The sequence below is a fragment of the Micromonospora sp. M71_S20 genome (genome assembly GCF_003664255.1).
GTDB lineage: Bacteria > Actinomycetota > Actinomycetes > Mycobacteriales > Micromonosporaceae > Micromonospora.
In genome coordinates this window covers 3,925,303-3,943,228 of the sequence record NZ_RCCV01000001.1, presented here as the reverse complement: position 1 = coordinate 3,943,228, position 17,926 = coordinate 3,925,303, and the positions used below count along the sequence as shown (strand labels likewise).

Annotated in this window: 9 protein-coding genes; all 9 read right to left on the bottom strand. The window is 70.9% G+C overall.

Translation table 11 applies throughout. The features are described from left to right. Positions 1-4 precede the first annotated feature (4 nt). The 9 genes from DER29_RS16880 to DER29_RS16840 are packed head-to-tail and all read right to left on the bottom strand — an operon-like array spanning position 5 to position 17,919. The gene (locus DER29_RS16880; RefSeq protein ID WP_121398196.1) at positions 5-1,012 is read right to left on the bottom strand and encodes a BTAD domain-containing putative transcriptional regulator; all 1,008 of its coding nucleotides are present in this window, start codon (positions 1,010-1,012) and stop codon (positions 5-7) included. A gap of 22 nt (positions 1,013-1,034) precedes the next feature. After that, positions 1,035-2,393 carry a lysine N(6)-hydroxylase/L-ornithine N(5)-oxygenase family protein gene (locus tag DER29_RS16875; RefSeq protein WP_121398195.1) on the bottom strand — a complete coding sequence of 453 codons (1,359 nt, stop codon included), beginning with the start codon at positions 2,391-2,393 and terminating at the stop codon, positions 1,035-1,037. Next, on the bottom strand, positions 2,390-8,812 hold the full coding sequence (locus tag DER29_RS16870; RefSeq protein ID WP_148710076.1) for a non-ribosomal peptide synthetase: 6,423 nt from the start codon (positions 8,810-8,812) through the stop codon (positions 2,390-2,392). The genes DER29_RS16875 and DER29_RS16870 overlap by 4 nt, the downstream gene beginning before the upstream one ends. A 23-nt stretch (positions 8,813-8,835) precedes the next feature. After that, positions 8,836-9,639, bottom strand: coding sequence for a ferritin-like domain-containing protein (locus DER29_RS16865; RefSeq protein ID WP_121398193.1), 804 nt, complete (start codon positions 9,637-9,639; stop codon positions 8,836-8,838). Between the two features lie 8 nt (positions 9,640-9,647). After that, the gene (locus tag DER29_RS16860) at positions 9,648-9,869 is read right to left on the bottom strand and encodes an MbtH family protein (protein ID WP_121398192.1); all 222 of its coding nucleotides are present in this window, start codon (positions 9,867-9,869) and stop codon (positions 9,648-9,650) included. Continuing rightward, positions 9,866-10,696: a thioesterase II family protein gene (locus DER29_RS16855; RefSeq protein ID WP_121398191.1), complete on the bottom strand. Its 831-nt coding sequence runs from the start codon at positions 10,694-10,696 to the stop codon at positions 9,866-9,868. The genes DER29_RS16860 and DER29_RS16855 overlap by 4 nt, the downstream gene beginning before the upstream one ends. Continuing rightward, positions 10,693-11,637 carry an ornithine cyclodeaminase family protein gene (locus DER29_RS16850; protein WP_158619043.1) on the bottom strand — a complete coding sequence of 315 codons (945 nt, stop codon included), beginning with the start codon at positions 11,635-11,637 and terminating at the stop codon, positions 10,693-10,695. The genes DER29_RS16855 and DER29_RS16850 overlap by 4 nt, the downstream gene beginning before the upstream one ends. A gap of 19 nt (positions 11,638-11,656) precedes the next feature. Next, positions 11,657-16,762, bottom strand: coding sequence for a non-ribosomal peptide synthetase (locus DER29_RS16845; protein WP_121398189.1), 5,106 nt, complete (start codon positions 16,760-16,762; stop codon positions 11,657-11,659). Continuing rightward, positions 16,759-17,919, bottom strand: a complete 1,161-nt coding sequence (locus tag DER29_RS16840; protein ID WP_121398188.1) for an FAD-dependent oxidoreductase — start codon at positions 17,917-17,919, stop codon at positions 16,759-16,761. Before DER29_RS16840 ends, DER29_RS16845 begins: the two co-directional genes overlap by 4 nt. Positions 17,920-17,926: the final 7 nt, after the last annotated feature.

Below are 17,926 nucleotides of genomic sequence, written 5' to 3'. Positions count from 1 at the left end.
GCCGTCACCGCCGCCCGAGCACCGCGTCCGCGATCCGGTCCAGCGGCAGCGCCCTGCCCGCGTCCGCGAACGGCAGGGCGAGTGCTCCGGCCCCCGGCAGCCGCGCCTCGTCGGGCTCGGACCGCGCGTGGTCGGGGGCGGTCCGGGGCCGGCGTCCGGAGCGCGCGTCGTCGGCATAGGGCCGGCCGACGGCGAGGCCCCGCACCTGGGGGTCGATGCGTTGGCCGGACCGGCCGTCCGCCGTCCCCGCGGCCGGCGCGGCCGTACGAGTCTGCGCGTTCAGCAGCGCCAGGTGCGCCTCACGCAGCACGTCGGACGGATCTACGCCCAGTTCGTCGGCGAGTCGCCGGCGCACCCGCCCGTAGGCCCGCAGCGCCTCCGCCCGCCGCCCGACGGCCGCCATCAACGTCAACAACCTGGCGTGCAGCGGCTCGTCGAACGGCAGGTGGGCGGCGAGCTGTTCCACCAGCGGCAGCGCCAGGCTCGCCCGGTCCAGCCTCAGCGCCAGGTCACCCAACTCGTAGGTGCGCTCCAGCCGGTCGCGCTCCAAGGCCAGCACGGCGGGGTCCATCCGCAACCATTCCGAGGACTCCGCGAGGACCGGTCCGCGCCAGGTCCGCAGCGCGCGCAGCAGCGCCTCGAACCGGGTGTCCGGCTTGTCAGCCTCGTCCGCCAGGCGAGCCAGCGCCGAGAAGCGCGCCGCGTCGAGCCGGTCCGGTTCGACGATGATGCGGTACCCGGCCCCGGAGTGCTCGATACCGGCGTCCCGGCCGCCGGCGTCGCCGAGCATCCGGCGCAGCCGCGCCACCGCGCAGTGCAGGGCGTTGCGGCTCGCGTCGGCCTCGCCCCAGGTCAACGACGCCAGCCGGCTGTGGCTCACCCAGGCGTTCGCGTGGATCAGCAGGGCGCCGAGCAGGTGGTTGACGACGGTGCCCCGCACATCGAGGGGCAGCCCGCCGGCCCGCACCTGCAGGGCGCCCAGAAGACCGAAGGTGACGTCGTTCCTCGGCATGAACCGGTCCTCCCGGTACAGGTCACGGCATCAGGGTCCGCGCGCCGGGGATCCTGTCCCCGTATCCGGCTGCGATCGACCTGGTGATCTCACCGGCCCGGACCGCGGTGTTCGACAGCAGCGAGGAGGAGATCCCGTGCGTCTCCTCGGTGCCGCCCTGCAGATAGACGGCGCAGTCGACGCCGCCGGTCGTGACCACACGATAGTCGCGCTCGAAACACAGGGCACCCCTGTCGTCCAATTTGCAGTACTGGACGAAGTCGCCGAGCATCGGGATCGGGTCGGCCGGCCGGTATCCGGTGGCGTAGACGACGACGTCCGAGCCGAACCGCCGTACCTGCCCGGTCGGCAGGTGCTCGACGGTGACCCGCAGCCCCGCCGGGTCGGGCTCGACGTTCTGCACCCGGGAGGAGTTCACCATGTGCAGGCGCCGCGGTCCGCGCACGCTCTCGTCGTACACGCGCCGGTACAGCTCGGCGATGAGGTCGGCGTCGACAGCCGAGTAGTTGGTGTTCGCGTGGTAGTCCAGCAGCATCTTCTTGACCGCGGGTGGCGAGTGGAAGAACAGGTCCACCGCCGCCGGGTCGAAGATGCCGTTGACGAACGGGCTGTCGTCGGCCGGGCTGTATCCGAAGCGGGAGAACACCGAGTACACCGTCGCCGCCCGGAACCGTCGGTGCAGGTACTCCGTCACCTCGGCGGCGCTCTGTCCGGCACCGACCACGGTCATGGTCAGCGGCGCGGCCTCGTCGAGTCGGTCGGCGCGATCCAGCAACTCGTAGCTGTGCCAGACGCGGTCCGACAGGGTGACACCGGGCGGCGTCGCGGGGACCAGGCCACAGGCGAGGACCAGGTTGCGGGTGCGGGACACCGTGGTCCTGCCTCCTGCCTGGGCCACCACGTCCAGGTGGGCGACGCGCCCGTCGACCACCACCGGACGGACCTCGACGACCTCGGTGCCGTACTGGACGACGTCCTCGAACGCCGCTGCGGCCCAGGTGAGGTAGTCGTTGAACTCGACACGCGAGGGGAACAGCGCCTTGTGGTTGATGAAGCTCGGCAGCCGCCCCTTCTCGTGCAGGTACTTGAGGAAGGTGAACGGACTGGCCGGGTCCCGCAGCGTCGCGAGGTCCTTGAGGAACGACACCTGCAACGTCGCTCCGTCGATCAGCATGCCGCGGTGCCACCCGAAGCGTGGCTGCTTCTCGACGAAGGCGAAGGTCAGTCGACCGTCCTGGGGCGTCGTCCCGGCCCCGCTCCGCATGGCGACGGCGTCGTTGTGGCTTCGTAGGGCGACGGCGAGCGCCAGGTTCGACGGCCCGAAGCCCACCCCGACGACGTCGAGGAAGGGCGCCGCTGCGGTGTCCGCAGCCGTGTTCATGGCTTCTCCGTTCGGTGACGTTCGATGAAGGTGGCCATCGCCGCCACCGTGCGGTGGTCGAAGATCGCCCGAAGCGGCAGATCCAGCCCGAACGTACGACGCAGTTCGGCAACGACCTGGGTGGAGAGCAAGGAGTGACCGCCCAGCCCGAAGAAGTCGTCCGTCACACCGACCTGATCCAGGTGCAGGATGCGGGCCCACACCTCGGCTATCGCCGCTTCGAGCTCGTTGCGCGGGGCCACGAAGCCGTCACTGTCGGGCGTCGCCACCGGAAGCCGACCGACGTCGGTCTTCCCGGAAGGCAGACGCGGCAGTTCCGGCAGCACCACGAAGACCGAGGGGACCATGTACTCGGGGACCCGCTCGGCGAGGTCGGCACGCATCTCCGCCGCCGAGGGTGCCAGCATGCCCCTGGCCACCACGTAGGCCGCGAGGATCGGGTCACCGCCCGGGCCGTCGACGGCCCGCACGGCCGCCTCGCGCAGGCGGCTGTTGGCGAGCAGGGCGGCTTCGATCTCGCCGGGTTCGACGCGGTATCCGCGGATCTTGATCTGGCGGTCGGCGCGGCCCAGGAACTCCAGGTTGCCGTCGTGGCGCCAGCGGGCGAGGTCCCCGGTGCGGTAGAGGCGTTGCCCGGCGGCGGTGGCGAACGGGTCGGGCACGAACCGTTCGGCGGTCAGGTCGGCGCGGCCCACGTACCCCCGGGCCACTGCGGTGCCGCCGAGGTACAGCTCACCGGGCATACCCACTCCGACCGGCGTGCCCTGCTCGTCGAGCAGGTACGCGGTCACGTTCGGCAGGGGGCGGCCGATCGGCGGTCGCACCTGCCCCGGCTCCACGGCACAGGCGGTGGCGACCACCGTGTTCTCGGTGGGACCGTAGTGGTTGCAGATCGTGAACCTCGTGCCGGAGTCCGGCTGGGCCGGGCCCGGCAGGGTCAGCGTGTCGCCACCGGTGAGCAGGTACCGCAGCCGGGTGGTCGGGAGCCCTCTGCGCAGCAACAGTTGCGCCATCGGGGTGGGAACGAACGCCACGGTCGTCTGCGCGAGCTGGAAGTGCTCGGTCAGCAGCTCGGCGGAGGTCTCCACGCCCGGGTCCGGGACCACCATCCGGGCGCCCGAGAGCAACGCGGTCCAGATCTCCCAGCACGCGGCGTCGAACGAGGGGTTGGCGACCTGGCTGACCACGTCGCGGCCGTCGAGCCGGTACCGCTCGACATGCCAGTCGACGAGATTCAGCAACGAGCCGACGGTGACCGCCACGCCCTTGGGTTGTCCGGTGGAGCCGGAGGTGTAGATGACGTAGGCCAGGTTGTCCAGTGAGGCCGGCGACACCGGCACCGGCCGGGCGTCGGCCCCGGACTCCGGCTCCGGTAGCGCGCCGACATCGACCGCCTCCACGCCGGCGGGCAACCCCACAGCCCGTGCGGCATCGGTCAGCACCAGCCGGGCGCCGGCGTTGTCGAGCATGTAGGCACTACGGTCGGCCGGCTGCTGCGGATCCAACGGCAGATACGCCGCCCCCGCCTTCAGCACCCCCAACACCGCCACCACCAGGTCCACCCCACGCGGCAGACACACCCCGACCACCTGCTCCACGCCCACCCCACGACGCGACAACAACCCGGCGACCCGGTCAGCCCGCGCGTCCAACTCGGCGTAGCTCAGCCGCTGCCCACCACTGACCACCGCCGGCGCCTGCGCGGACCTCGCCACCTGCTGCGCGAAACGCCGCACCAACGTCTGCCCACCGGCCCGGTCCACACCCGTGGCATTCCACTGCACCAACACCTGCGCCAACTCGTCATCCGGCACCACCGCAAGCCCCGAACACCGCTGACCCGCATCAACAGCCACCGACTCCAACAACCGCCGATAGTGCCCCGCGAACCGACGCATACTCGCCTCGTCAAACAGATCCCGCGCATAGATCAGCTGACAATCCCACCCATCCACACCACCCACACAATGCAACTCCACATCGAACCGCGTCGTCACCGACTCCTCGGGGGCGGCGGTGACCCGCGTGCCGTCGAGCTCCAGACGGACCAGTCGCTCCTCGGTCTGGAACAGTTGGAAGAAGACCTGCACGAGGGGGTTGCGGCTGAGGTCGCGCGTCGGCGCCAACTCCTCCACCAACCGGTCGAACGGCACGTCCTGATTGGCAAACGCGTCCAGAACCGTCTCCCGAACCCGACCCAACAACTCCACGAAACTCGGATCGTCCGACAAGTCCGACCGCATCACCAACGAATTGACAAAAAACCCGACCAACGACTCCAACCGCGCCGACACCCGCCCCGCCGCCGGCACACCCACCACCACATCCGGCACACCGCTGTAACGCGCCAACAACACCTGAAACGCCGCCAACCCCACCATGAACAACGTCGCCCCGACACCCGCGGCCAACTCCCGCAACCCCGCCACCACCGGGGCATCCACCCGAAACTCGACCACCCCACCCCGATACGACGGCACCGCCGGACGCGGCCGATCCACCGGCAACTGCACCGCCTCCGGCACACCCGCCAACCGCTCCCGCCAATACGCCAACTGCCGCCGCACCACCGGCTGCGTCATCCGCTCCCGCTGCCACACCGCATAATCGCCGTACTGCACCACCAACTCCGGCAACTCCGGCCGCCCACCAACCAACAACGCCGAATACGCCGCCGACAACTCCCGCTGAAAAACCCCAATCGACCAACCATCAAAAACACTATGATGGAAAGTCGCCAACAACACCTGATCCTCATCATCCAACCGCACCAACATCACCCGGTACAGCGGGCCACCATCCAAATCAAAAACACCCTCCGCCTGCTCCCGCGCCAACACCCCCAACCGCTCAAACCGATCCCCCACCCCCCGCAGATCCACCACCCGCAACCCCGCCACCGCACCAAACCGCACAAACGGCTCCCCATCCACCACCTCAAAACAACACCGCAACGCCTCATGCCGCTGCACCACCACATCCAACGCCCGCGCCAACACCCCCACCGCCAACCGACCACGAATCCGGTACGCCAGCGGAAGGTTGTAGGCGATCAGCCCGGGCTGCAACTGGTCCATGAACCACAACCGCCGCTGCCCGAACGACGGCACCCACCGCTCGCCCCGCACCACCGGCTCCAGCCGCACCTCGTCGGTGCCGGTCGGTCGATCGGCGACGGCAAGGGCGAGCGTGGCCACGGTCCGGTTCTCGAAGATCGCCCGCAACGGCAGCTCGATCCCCAGCGCGCCCCGGACCCGTGCCACGACCTGCGTCGCCAGCAGCGAGTGGCCACCGAGTTCGAAGAAGTCGTCGTCGACGCCGACGGCCGGTACGCCGAGGGTCTCCGCCCAGATGGTCGCGATCGTCGCCTCCTCGGCCGTGCGGGGTGCGACCCGGTCCGCAGCCTCGTCGACCGGCGCGTCGGCCGGATTCGGCAGGCTCGTGTGGTCGACCTTGCCGGTCGCCGTGAGTGGCAGGGACGGCAGCGCGACGACCTGCGCCGGCACCATGTACTCCGGCAGCGAGGCACGCAGGAAGGCGCGCAGTGCCGAGCCGGGTGGCAGGGCCTGCCCCGCGGGGACGGCGTACGCGAGCAACCGGGTGTCACCGGTGCGGCCCTGGTCGGCGACGACGAGGGCTTCGGCGACGTCCGGATGACGGAGCAGGGCGGCTTCGATCTCGCCGGGTTCGACGCGGTATCCACGGATCTTGATCTGGCGGTCGGCGCGACCCAGGAACTCCAGGTTGCCGTCGTGGCGCCAGCGGGCGAGGTCCCCGGTGCGGTAGAGGCGTTGCCCGGCGGTCGTGGCGAACGGGTCGGGCACGAACCGTTCGGCGGTCAGGTCGGCACGGCCCACGTACCCCCGGGCCAGACAGTCTCCGGTTACGTAGATCTCGCCCACGGCCCCGGGTGGAACCGGCCGGAGTTGCTGGTCGAGCAGGTAGATCCGGGTGTTGGCGATCGGCTTGCCGATGCCCGGGAACTCCGGCCAGCCGGCCGGGTCACCGGTCAGCCGGCCGGCGGTGATCACATGGGCCTCGGTGGGGCCGTACTGGTTGTCGATCACGACGCCGTCCCCGGCGGTCGCCAGCTCGCGGATCTCCGCGGTGATCTGGAGTTGTTCGCCTGCGGGTACGACCTCCCCGAGCGACAGCCGACGGCCGGTACGCCGCGCCGCGAGCGCGATCTGTGCCAGCACCGCGGGCGGGCAGTGCAGCCGCCGCACCTGTTCGGCCGCGAGCACGTCGAGCAGTTGTTCCGGGTCGCGCCGCTGCTCGTCGGTCACGAGTACCACGTAGCTGCCGCCCAGCCAGGCGGTGAACATCTCCTGGAACGAGATGTCGAAGAAGATCGACGAGAACTGGAGTACCGGTCCGACGACCTGGCTGCGCCGCAACTGCCAGTCGATGAGGTTCGCCAACGGCCGGTGCGACATCGCCACGCCCTTGGGTTGTCCGGTGGAGCCGGAGGTGTAGATGACGTAGGCCAGGTTGTCCAGTGAGGCCGGCGACACCGGCACCGGCCGGGCGTCGGCCCCGGACTCCGGCTCCGGTAGCGCGCCGACATCGACCGCCTCCACGCCGGCGGGCAACCCCGCAGCCCGTGCGGCATCGGTCAGCACCAGCCGGGCGCCGGCGTTGTCGAGCATGTAGGCACTACGCTCGGCCGGCTGCTGCGGATCCAACGGCAGATACGCCGCCCCCGCCTTCAGCACCCCCAACACCGCCACCACCAGGTCCACCCCACGCGGCAGACACACCCCGACCACCTGCTCGACACCCACCCCACGACGCGACAACAACCCGGCGACCCGGTCAGCCCGCGCGTCCAACTCGGCGTAGCTCAGCCGCTGCCCACCACTGACCACCGCCGGCGCCTGCGCGGACCTCGCCACCTGCTGCGCGAAACGCCGCACCAACGTCTGCCCACCGGCCCGGTCCACACCCGTGGCATTCCACTGCACCAACACCTGCGCCAACTCGTCATCCGGCACCACCGCAAGCCCCGAACACCGCTGACCCGCATCAACAGCCACCGACTCCAACAACCGCCGATAGTGCCCCGCGAACCGACGCATACTCGCCTCGTCAAACAGATCCCGCGCATAGATCAGCTGACAATCCCACCCATCCACACCACCCACACAATGCAACTCCACATCGAACCGCGTCGTCACGGAGTCGACTCGGAAGGGTTCGACCTGCAGGCCCTCCAAGGGCAGGCTGTCACCGGGCGAGAAGAGGTCGAACCAGGTCTGTACGAGGGGGTTGCGGCTGAGGTCGCGCGTCGGCGCCAACTCCTCCACCAACCGATCGAACGGCACGTCCTGATTGGCAAACGCGTCCAGAACCGTCTCCCGAACCCGACCCAACAACTCCACGAAACTCGGATCGTCCGACAAGTCCGACCGCATCACCAACGAATTGACAAAAAACCCGACCAACGACTCCAACCGCGCCGACACCCGCCCCGCCGCCGGCACACCCACCACCACATCCGGCACACCGCTGTAACGCGCCAACAACACCTGAAACGCCGCCAACCCCACCATGAACAACGTCGCCCCGACACCCGCGGCCAACTCCCGCAACCCCGCCACCACCGGGGCATCCACCCGAAACTCGACCACCCCACCCCGATACGACGGCACCGCCGGACGCGGCCGATCCACCGGCAACTGCACCGCCTCCGGCACACCCGCCAACCGCTCCCGCCAATACGCCAACTGCCGCCGCACCACCGGCTGCGTCATCCGCTCCCGCTGCCACACCGCATAATCGCCGTACTGCACCACCAACTCCGGCAACTCCGGCCGCCCACCAACCAACAACGCCGAATACGCCGCCGACAACTCCCGCTGAAAAACCCCAATCGACCAACCATCAAAAACACTATGATGGAAAGTCGCCAACAACACCTGATCCTCATCATCCAACCGCACCAACATCACCCGGTACAGCGGGCCACCATCCAAATCAAAAACACCCTCCGCCTGCTCCCGCGCCAACACCCCCAACCGCTCAAACCGATCCCCCACCCCCCGCAGATCCACCACCCGCAACCCCGCCACCGCACCAAACCGCACAAACGGCTCCCCATCCACCACCTCAAAACAACACCGCAACGCCTCATGCCGCTGCACCACCACATCCAACGCCCGCGCCAACACCCCCACCGCCAACCGACCACGAATCCGGTAGGCGATGTCCGACATGTTGTAGGCGAGGATCCCGGGCTGCAACTGGTCCATGAACCACAGCCGCCGCTGCCCGAACGACGGCACCCACCGCTCGCCCCGCGCCACCGGCTCCAGCCGGATGCCCTGTTCGTCGGCGTCCGGCGCGCTCGCCATCCCGTTGAGTCGGCGTCGCAGCAGTTCGGCGCGGTCGGTGGACAGGTCCCCTGCACTACGGATCATGGAATCTCCCGAGGTCTCCGCCGTCACTGGACGGCCCACACCGGATGGTTGCGGCGGTACGCCTGTAGTTCCGGCCCATCCGGGCGGGCGGCGAAAATGATCGACATTCGCTTCTGGTGGCGGCGGCGCATCCAACTCGCGACGCGCCCGGGGCGCACGCCCGCGTTGAGCTGGCGGACCAGGGTCTCGATCGAGTTGAGATCGCTGTAGCGCACGACGAACTCCTCGCTGCGCAACAGATCCTCCGCGGACGTCGCGCACAGCAGCCGCGCGCCCACCCCGCGCGTCAGGTAGTTCATCCCGAGGCCGACGTGTCGCGACTCGTCCCGGCGTACGAGCCGGTAGACGTCCGCGAGCCCGGTCGAGCGCAGACCGCGGACGAACCACAGGAACTCGTCGGCAGCGAAGCCCTCGAGGAGCATGTGCGCCAGCGCCCGGTCAGCAGGATGCGCCATGGCCATCAGGCCGCGCGACAGCGCGTCGATGGGTTCGGGCGGAGGCGCCACCGCGCCACCGATCCTCTCGGCGTAGTAGGCGAAGACGGCGCTGTGTCGTCCCTCGTCGCCCACGGCGGTGGCACCGATGAGCTTGGCGGTGGCGTCCGGGCTCTCGGTCACGATGACGCTCGCCGCCTCCAGGCCCAGTTGTTCGGCGTAGACGCTCCCGCTGGCCAGGTTCCAGGTCAGCTCCAGCAGCGGGTCGGTGGGGCGGATCTTCTCCAGGGCAGCCCGAGCGGTGGCCTTGGGGTCCCACGTCGAACGCCGGGCGTCCGCCAGGAACTTCTCGGTCACCTCGTCGATCTGCCGGTCGTACCTGACCAGTGCCATGTCCGTCCTCAGGTCGTCTCGTCGCTGCCCAGCGCGTTGCGTACGCTCAGCGGCGTGATGTCGGTCCAGACCTCGCGGATGTGGGCCAGACAGTCCTCCTTGGTTCCGGCGAACCCCGCGTCGTCCCAGCCGAGCGGGTTCTCCCGCTCCTGCGGCCAGATGGAGTACTGCTCCTCGTGGTTGACCACGACCCGGTACCGGGTCGTCGACGCCTGGTCGGTCTGACTCACTGGGATCCTCCCGAGATCGCCCCGTCGGGGGTGGACAGGTGACGTAGCAGGCGCCGGGTGAGATCGACGGCGACCGCCTGGGGGTGCTGCTGGAAGTAGAAGTGGTCCCCGGGGAACATGCGTGACTCGAACGTGCCTTCGGTGACGTCCGCCCAGCCCGCGATCGCGGGCTCGGTCGCGTCTGGGTCGTCGACCGAGCCGTACGCGACAAGGGGGCACCGGACGACCGCCCCCGGCGTGAAGCGGTGGTTCTCGACCATGCGGAGGTCCGCGCGCAGGATCGGCAGCATCAGCTCCAGCAGTTCGGCGGAGTCGAACACCTCGGGCGGCGTGCCGCCCATCGCCTTCATCGCGACGGTCAGCTGCGCGTCGTCGAGCAGGTGCAGGCGGTTCTCGCGCGGCCACGCCGGGGCGGGTTGGCCCGAGACGACCAGGCACGACAGCGGTGCCCCGCGGGCCTGTAGGCGGAGGGCCAGTTCCAGCGCGAGGACGGCGCCCATGCTGTGTCCGAACAGCACGACCTGGTCGGTCAGCAGGGGCTCGATCTCGTCGACGAGCTGGCCGGTGAGTTCGCCGACGTCCCGGGCGGCAGGCAGGTGGAACCGGGTGCCCCGGCCGGGAAGCTCGGCGGCCCAGACGTCCAGCGCGCGGGAAAGCAGCGGCAGCCAACTGTCGTAGCCGTTCGCCGACCCGCCGGCGTACGGGAGGCAGAACATCTGCGGGCGGTCGCCCGTGACCCGGCCGACAGGCCGGAACGCCCGCTCCTCCCGCCGGTCCCGGTCATCGGGCTGGCCGTTCGACGCCGGGTCGCGCGTCGCGGCGGTCAACTCGCACCCACCACGACACCGGCGTCGCGTTCGACCGCCCGCTCGTACACGAGGCGGGCGGCTACGAGATCCTCCACGGCCAGACCGAGCGACTTGAACAGGGTGGTGGCGCGGGGATCGGTACGGCCCGGGTGCCGCCCGGCGATCACCTCGCCGATTTCGGCCTGGATGTGGCTGGCGTCGAGAGCGCCCTCGGCGATCGGCACCAGCACGTCGCCGGCCTCACGCAGGGCCGCATCGCGGCTGTCCACGTAGACCTCGGCGCGGCGCACCAGGGCGGTCGGCAGTTCCCGACAGGTCGCCCCGAACGCCCCCACGCCGTTGATGTGCACGCCCTCGGGGGCGATGCTGCTGTCCGCGACGACCGGGCCGGCCGAGGAGGTCGTCGTGCAGATCACGTCGGCGTCCTTGACGGCCGCGTCCGGATCCTCGCTCAGCTCCGCCGGCAGACCCTGTCGCCGTGCCCACCCGACGAGTTGCTCGGCGCGTGCGACGGTCCGGCTGGACACGGTGATCCGTGACCAGTCCCGCAGGCCGGCGAGGGCGACCAGATGCGCCCGGCCCTGCACGCCGGCGCCGATGACGGCCAGACGCGACGCGTCGGGCCGGGCCAGCAGCGCGGTGGCGCGGGCGGTCACCGCGGCCGTCCGGATCTCGGTCAGCGCGACTCCGTCGATGACCGCGAGCGGCTCCCCGTATGTCGGATCCAGGAGGATCAGCACGCCCTGCACGTGCGGGAGACCGCGTTCGGCGCTGCGGTCGAACATGGACAGCACCTTCAGGCCCATCCCCGCGTCGGCGCTGGCCGACGGCATGATGAGTACCCGTCCCGGGCTGGTCGTCGACTCCACGGTCACCCGTGGGTGTTGCGGGACGCGACCGGTGCTGAAATCGGCCAGCGCCTCGCCCATCGCTTGCACCAGGTCCTGAGGCGACAGCATGGATCGCACCGTCGCACCGTCAATTACCCGCATCTCCCGGCTCCCTCCCATGTCCCGCCGGCACGTTCCCCACGCCGTGCGGCGTGGCGTCGTGAACGGCGGCGGCGACGTCGTCGTCTGTCATGGCCTCGATCTGTGCCACCACGGCCGCCGCCACCGTCGCGGCCAACTCGCGGACGGTCCGGTTCTCGAAGATCGCCCGTAGCGGCAGTGCGATGTCGAAGGCGGTCCGGATCTCGTGGACCACGCTGGTGGCCATCAACGAGTGACCGCCCAGACCGAAGAAGTCCTCGTCGAGGCCGATCCGCCCGGACAGATGTCTCGCCCAGATGTCCGCGATGATCCGTTCGTGTGGTTGCAGGATCGCCGAATCCCGCTCGGCGTCACCCCGGTGGCCGTCGAGCGCGGCCAGTCCGACGCGGTCGAGCTTGCCGGCGGCGGTCAGCGGCAGCGCCGGCACGGTGACGAACGCCGAGGGGATCATGTAGCTCGGCAGCCGCGCGAGCAGGAACCCGCGCAGATCCCCCGGGTCGGGCGCGCCGTCCCGGCGGGGCACCAGGTAGGCCACCAGGCTCCGGCTCGCCCCGTGGCCCACCGCCAGCACCGCGGCCTCCGCGACATCCGGATGGCCGGTGAGGCTCACCTCGATCTCGCCCGGCTCGATGCGGTATCCGCGTACCTTGACCTGGTGGTCGGTCCGGCCGAGGAACTCGATCCGGCCGTCCAGGGTCCAGCGGGCGAGATCACCGGTGCGGTAGAGGCGAGCTCCCGGTTCGACGTCGAACGGATCCGGCACGAACCGGTCCGCAGTGAGGTCCGGACGGCCGATGTAGCCACGGGCGAGGCAGGTGCCGCCGACGTACACCTCACCCGCGGCCCGTGGCGGCACCGGCCGCATCCGCTCGTCGAGCAGGTAGATGCGGGTGTTCGCGATCGCGCTACCGACCAGTGGGAACACCGGCCAGTCCTGCGGGTCGCCCGAGAGCATCTCGGCGGTGACGACGTGCGCCTCCGTCGGCCCGTACTGGTTGTCGAGGACGACGCCGGGCAGGCGGCGCAGCAGGTCACGCACCTCGGCGGTCAGGTGCAGTTGTTCACCGGCGGTGGCGATCTGTGCGAGCGGCGGCAGGTCGGTGCCGCCGGCAGCCGCCTGCGCGATCTGTTCCAGCACCAGCGGGGTGCAGAACAGCCGCCGCACGCCGTTCGCCGTCATCACCGAGAGAAGCTGCTCCGGATCGCGCCGTTGGTCCCGGTCGAGCAGGACGACCTGCCGGCCGCAGAGCCAGCTCGAGAACATCTCCTGGAACGAGATGTCGAAGTGCAGGGCGGAGAACTGCAGCGTCGGTCCGGCCGCCTCGGCCCGGCGTAGCTGCCAGTCGAGCAGGTTGAGCAGGGGCCGGTGGGTCATCACCACCCCCTTGGGACGCCCCGTGGAGCCGGAGGTGTAGATGACGTACAGCAGGTCGTCCGGGCCGGCGGTCCGGGTCGGGTCGGTGGCGGCACAACCGGCGATGGCGGCCGAGTCGGCGTCCACGCGCACCACGTCGTCGAGGTCGGACAGCGGCAGGTCGGGTGCCCGGGCGGTGAGGGTGAGCACGACTTTCGCGCCGGCGTCGGCGAGCATGAAGGCGACCCGCTCGCCCGGGCTGTCCACGTCGACGGGCAGGTACCCGGCGCCCGCCTTGACGACCGCCAGCAGGCTGACGACGGCGTCCAGTCCCGGCGGCAGGAACAACCCGACGACCTGGCCGCGCCGGACGCCGCGCCCGCGCAGGTGGTGGGCCAGACGGTTCGCGCGGCGGTTCAACTCGGCGAACGACAACCGGACGCCGTCGGAGACCAGCGCCACCTCGTCGGGCGTACGGGCGACCTGCTCCTCGAAGAGCGTCGGGACCGTACGGTCGGCCCGGTACGGCGCGACCGTGTCGGTCCAGCGCCGCAGGATCCGGTCGCGTTCCTCGTCGAGCAGCATGTCGACCTCGGACAGCGGGACGTCCGGGCGTGCCGCGACCAGGCGGGCAAGGCTTTCGAAGTGTCGCGCGTACTGCTCGACGGTCTCGCGCTCGTACAGGTCGGTGGCGTAGACCAGTTCTCCGCTGAGCGCCCCCGACGGGCTCTCGGACAGGTGCAACTCCAGGTCGAACCTGGTCGCGAAGGTGGCCGGCGGATGCCAGCGAGTCGTCGCGCCGGGCAGGTCCAACGAGTCCGGTGCGGTGAACAGGTCGAACCAGATCTGCACCACCGGGTTCCGGTTCAGGTCGCGGGCCGGCGCGAGATGCTCGGCCAGGCGCTCGAACGGCAGGTCCTGGTGGGCGTAGGCACTCGTCGCGGTTTCCCGCACCCGCTCCACGAGACCGGCGAACGAGGGGTCGCCGGACAGGTCGGCCCGCATCGGCAGCGTATTCACGAAGAAGCCGACCACCTCTTCGAAGTCCGCCCCGCTCCGGCCGACCGACGGGCAGCCGACGACGAACGCGTCGCGCCCGGTGTAGCGACCGATGAGCATCTGGTAGACGGCGAAGGTCACCATGAACAGCGTCGCCCGCCGTTGGTCGGCCAGCCGGCGCAGGTCCGCCGCGACGGACGCCGGAAGGTTCACCGGAACGGCTGCGGCCCGGTACGAGGGCATCGGCGGGTGGGCGCGGTCCCCCGGCATCTCCAGGACGAGGTCGAGCCCCGACAGGCTGCGGGACCAGTAGCCGACGACGTCGCTGATGCGTTCCTCCGACAGGTGCCGCCGCTGCCACGCCACGAAGTGCCGGTACTGCCGGCCCGCGGCGGGCAAGTGGGGCCGCCCGACCAGGGCGTCACGGTAGGCGGCGGACAGGTGCCGCTCGAACGGGCCCAGCGACCAGCCGTCGAAGACCAGGTGGTGCACGACCACCAGCAGCATGTGTTCGGTCGGGCCGATCCGCAGCACCGTGGCCCGCATCAGCGGTCCGGCCGCGAGGTCGAACGGTTCGGCCGCCTCGGCGCGGGCGACCGACTCGGCCTCCGCCGGCGAGCCGACGGGCCGGACCGTGAGCCGGTCGATGACCTGTTCCGGCGGCAGCAGCCGGACCCGTGGACTGCCGTCCTGAGCGACGATGGTGCCGCGCAGGCACTCGTGCCGCACGGCGACCGCGCGCAGCGCCTCGGTGAGGGCGGTGACGTCCAGTTCCCCGCTGACGTGGTAGCCCACGCAGACGTTGTAGGCGACGTTGCCGGGGTTCAGCTGGTCGAGGAACCACAGCCGCCGCTGGGCGAGGGAGAGTTCGTCCGGCGCCACGTCCGCCTCGTCGCCCGGCAGATCCCGAGCGGGTGGCGCACTCGCCGCGGCCTCCGCCAGTGCGGCCACGCTGCGGTGGGTGAAGACGTCGTGCACGTCCAGGTACACGCCGAGCACGGCGCCGGCCTGCATGGCGATCCGGGTGGCGTCCAGCGAGTCGGCTCCGAGGGCGAACACGTCGTCGTCGGCACCGACGGTGGACAGTTCCAGAACGGCCCCGACCACCTCGGCGATCGCCCGCTCGGTATCGGTGTCGGGGCGTCGTGTGCCCCGCGGCGGGACCGGGGCGGGCAGACGGCCACGGTCGATCTTGCCGGTGTCGGTCACGGGTAGCCGGTCCACCGTCGACAGGTGACGGGGCATCATGAACGGCGGCAACCGCTCGGCCAGGAAGCCACGCAGTGCGCTCTCGTCCACCCCGTCGCCGGCAGGCACCACGTAGGCGGCCAGGCACGGTGCGCCGGGCCCGTCGTGGACGGGCACCACGGCGGCGTCGGTGACCGCCGGGAAGCGGCGCAGCGTCGCGGCCACCTCGCCGGGCTCGATCCGGTGGCCGCCCACCGACACCTGGTCGTCGAGCCGGCCCAGGAAGACCAGGTTGCCGTCGTCACGGGCCCGGACCAGGTCACCGGTGCGGTACATCCGCGTCCCGGCCCCGCCGTGGAAGGGGTCCGGCAGGAACCGCTCCGCGGTCCAGTCGGCAGCACCGAGGTAGCCGCGCGCCACGCCTCGACCGCCGAGGACCAGTTCGCCCGGTACGCCCTGGGCGACAGGTCGCAGGTCCTGGTCCAGCACGTACGCCCGCGCCCCGGCGATCGCGGTGCCGATCGGCAACCTCTCGTCGTCGCCCTGGTCGGCGCACGACCAGGACGTGGCCGCCACGGTGGCCTCGCTCGGGCCGTACTGGTTGTACAGCCGGATCCACGGTGCCACCGTGCGCAGGCGCCGTGCCGTGGACGCCGGCAGTTCCTCACCGCCGCAGGTCATCAGGCGTACCGGGGCCAGCCGGGTGCCCGCCTGCGGCTCGTCCAGCAGCCGACGCAGCAGGGTCGGCACGACGTCGAGCAGGGTGACGCCCTCGGCCGAGACGACGTCCAGCAGCCTTGCCGGCTCGAATCGCTCGTCGCCGTCGCCGAGCACGAGGCTGGCTCCGGTCAGCAGCGGCAGCAGCAGCTCCCGCACGGACGCGTCGAACCCGGGCGCGTGGGTGGGTAGCAGCCGATCGTCCGGGCGCATCCGGTACTCCCCTGCCGTCCACCGGATGAGGTTCAGCAGGGCGCCCTGGCCAACCCCGACCGGTTTCGGCGCTCCCGTCGATCCCGAGGTGAAGACGACGTACCCGAGGTTGTCCGGCCGGACCCGCTGCGGCGACCGTGCCGGCAGGTCAGGTGCCGACGGGCCGTCAGCGGCGACGATCGGCACCGAATCACCGATGGGCGCGTCGGACAGCCCTCGGGGTACGAACACGCAGCGCGCGCCGGCCGCCCGCACCAGGTGGGCCAGGCGCGCCCGGGGGTGGGCCGGGTCCATCAACAGGAAGGCGGCGCCACGCCGGGCCACGGCCAGGACGGCCGCGACCAGGTCCACGCCGGGGCGCAGGCACACGCCCACCACCGATTCCACCCCGACGTGATCGGGCAGCCCGTCGGCCAGCACGTCGGCCCGGCGGTCGATCTCCCGGTAGGAGAACCTGCGGCCGGCGCTGACCACCGCCGTCGCGTCCGGAGTGGACGCGACGACCCGGGCGAACGCCGCGGCGATGCCGTCGGCGGCGAGGGACGCCGTGGTCGCGGAGGCGCAGGGGCCCGCCAGCGGCGGTACGGGCTCCGGCTCGCGGTCTCGCGTGGAGAGCGTCATGAGCCCGGCAGGAGGTCGGCTACGTCACGGGCCACCGCGCCACGCAGCGCCAGGTCGACACAGACCTGGCCCAGCATCGGGACGAACTTGAAGATCCAGCCCGAGGTGCAGTAGACGACTCGTTCGGCGCCCGGGACCCGGCCCACACGGAACGCCTGATGATGCTCCTCGGGCAGGGTGACCAGGCATGTCGACGCCTGCAGGGGCGTCGGCTCGAGGTTCGGCAGGTGCCGGGCCACCCACGCGGAGAGCCCGCGCAGGTCGTCGTCCCGGGGCACGCCGGTGGCCTGCGCGGCGTCCGGAAGGGGGTGCGCCTCCGAGTCGGGCGCGACCCGGACCACGTCCCGGCGACCCCACGGATTGCGACCGAACCCGTAGTAGAGCGCGTCATCGGCCTCGGTTGTCGGTTCGAAGGCGAACCACGTCGGATAGTCGACCGACGGGTCCCGCAACCGGAAGTAGGCCGACGGCATCTCGAAGGTCCGCATCCCGAGCCGGAGACCCAGCGCTTCCAGCAACGGTGTGGTGCCCGCACCGGCGGCGACGACCACGGCGCGGGCGCGGACGCTGCCGTCGACGGTGGCCACCTCCACGTCGGCGGCGGTGGGCTCCAGGCCCAGGACGGTGACCTGGGGTCGGATCTCGGCCCCGCTGGCCACCGCCAGCGTGTACAGCGCCCAGAGCGTGCCCCGCACGTCGATCACGCCGCCGTCGGGCTGGTGGAAACCCTGGTAGTGCTCCGGCAGGTCGGCGAACCCGTACCGCTTCTCGATGTCCCGGGCACCGAGCCACTCGTAGCGGAGCGACAGTCGTTCCAGTACGTCCGCCGCCGCCCGGATCTGCCCCTCGTTGCTGTCCTGGTCGATGTCGCCGAACCACAGGCTGCCGGTGCGATGGATGAGCGGACGGTCGATGGCCTGTTCCAGTCGGTCCCACATCGGAACGGACGCGAGCACCAAGCGGGCCAACGGTTCCTCGCTGTACTGGACACGCCACTGCCGTTCGGCACCGCCGGAGCTTCCGTTGTCGTGGAAGAGCGGTCCCCGCTCGAAGAGCACCACGGACAACCCCGCGGCGCTCGCCTGCCACGCCGCCGCGAGCCCGACGGCACCACCGCCGATCACGGCGACGTCGAAGGTCCTGTCCGCGTTCGCCATCAGCTGC

Excerpts from the sequence above, each read along its gene's own strand:
- DER29_RS16865 (WP_121398193.1), bottom strand. The coding sequence starts at position 9,639 with ATGGCACTGGTCAGGTACGACCGGCAGATCGACGAGGTGACCGAGAAG.
- DER29_RS16870 (WP_148710076.1), bottom strand. The coding sequence starts at position 8,812 with ATGATCCGTAGTGCAGGGGACCTGTCCACCGACCGCGCCGAACTGCTG.
- DER29_RS16850 (WP_158619043.1), bottom strand. The coding sequence starts at position 11,637 with ATGCTGTCGCCTCAGGACCTGGTGCAAGCGATGGGCGAGGCGCTGGCC.
- DER29_RS16840 (WP_121398188.1), bottom strand. The coding sequence starts at position 17,919 with ATGGCGAACGCGGACAGGACCTTCGACGTCGCCGTGATCGGCGGTGGT.
- DER29_RS16875 (WP_121398195.1), bottom strand. The coding sequence starts at position 2,393 with ATGAACACGGCTGCGGACACCGCAGCGGCGCCCTTCCTCGACGTCGTC.
- DER29_RS16880 (WP_121398196.1), bottom strand. The coding sequence starts at position 1,012 with ATGCCGAGGAACGACGTCACCTTCGGTCTTCTGGGCGCCCTGCAGGTG.
- DER29_RS16845 (WP_121398189.1), bottom strand. The coding sequence starts at position 16,762 with ATGACGCTCTCCACGCGAGACCGCGAGCCGGAGCCCGTACCGCCGCTG.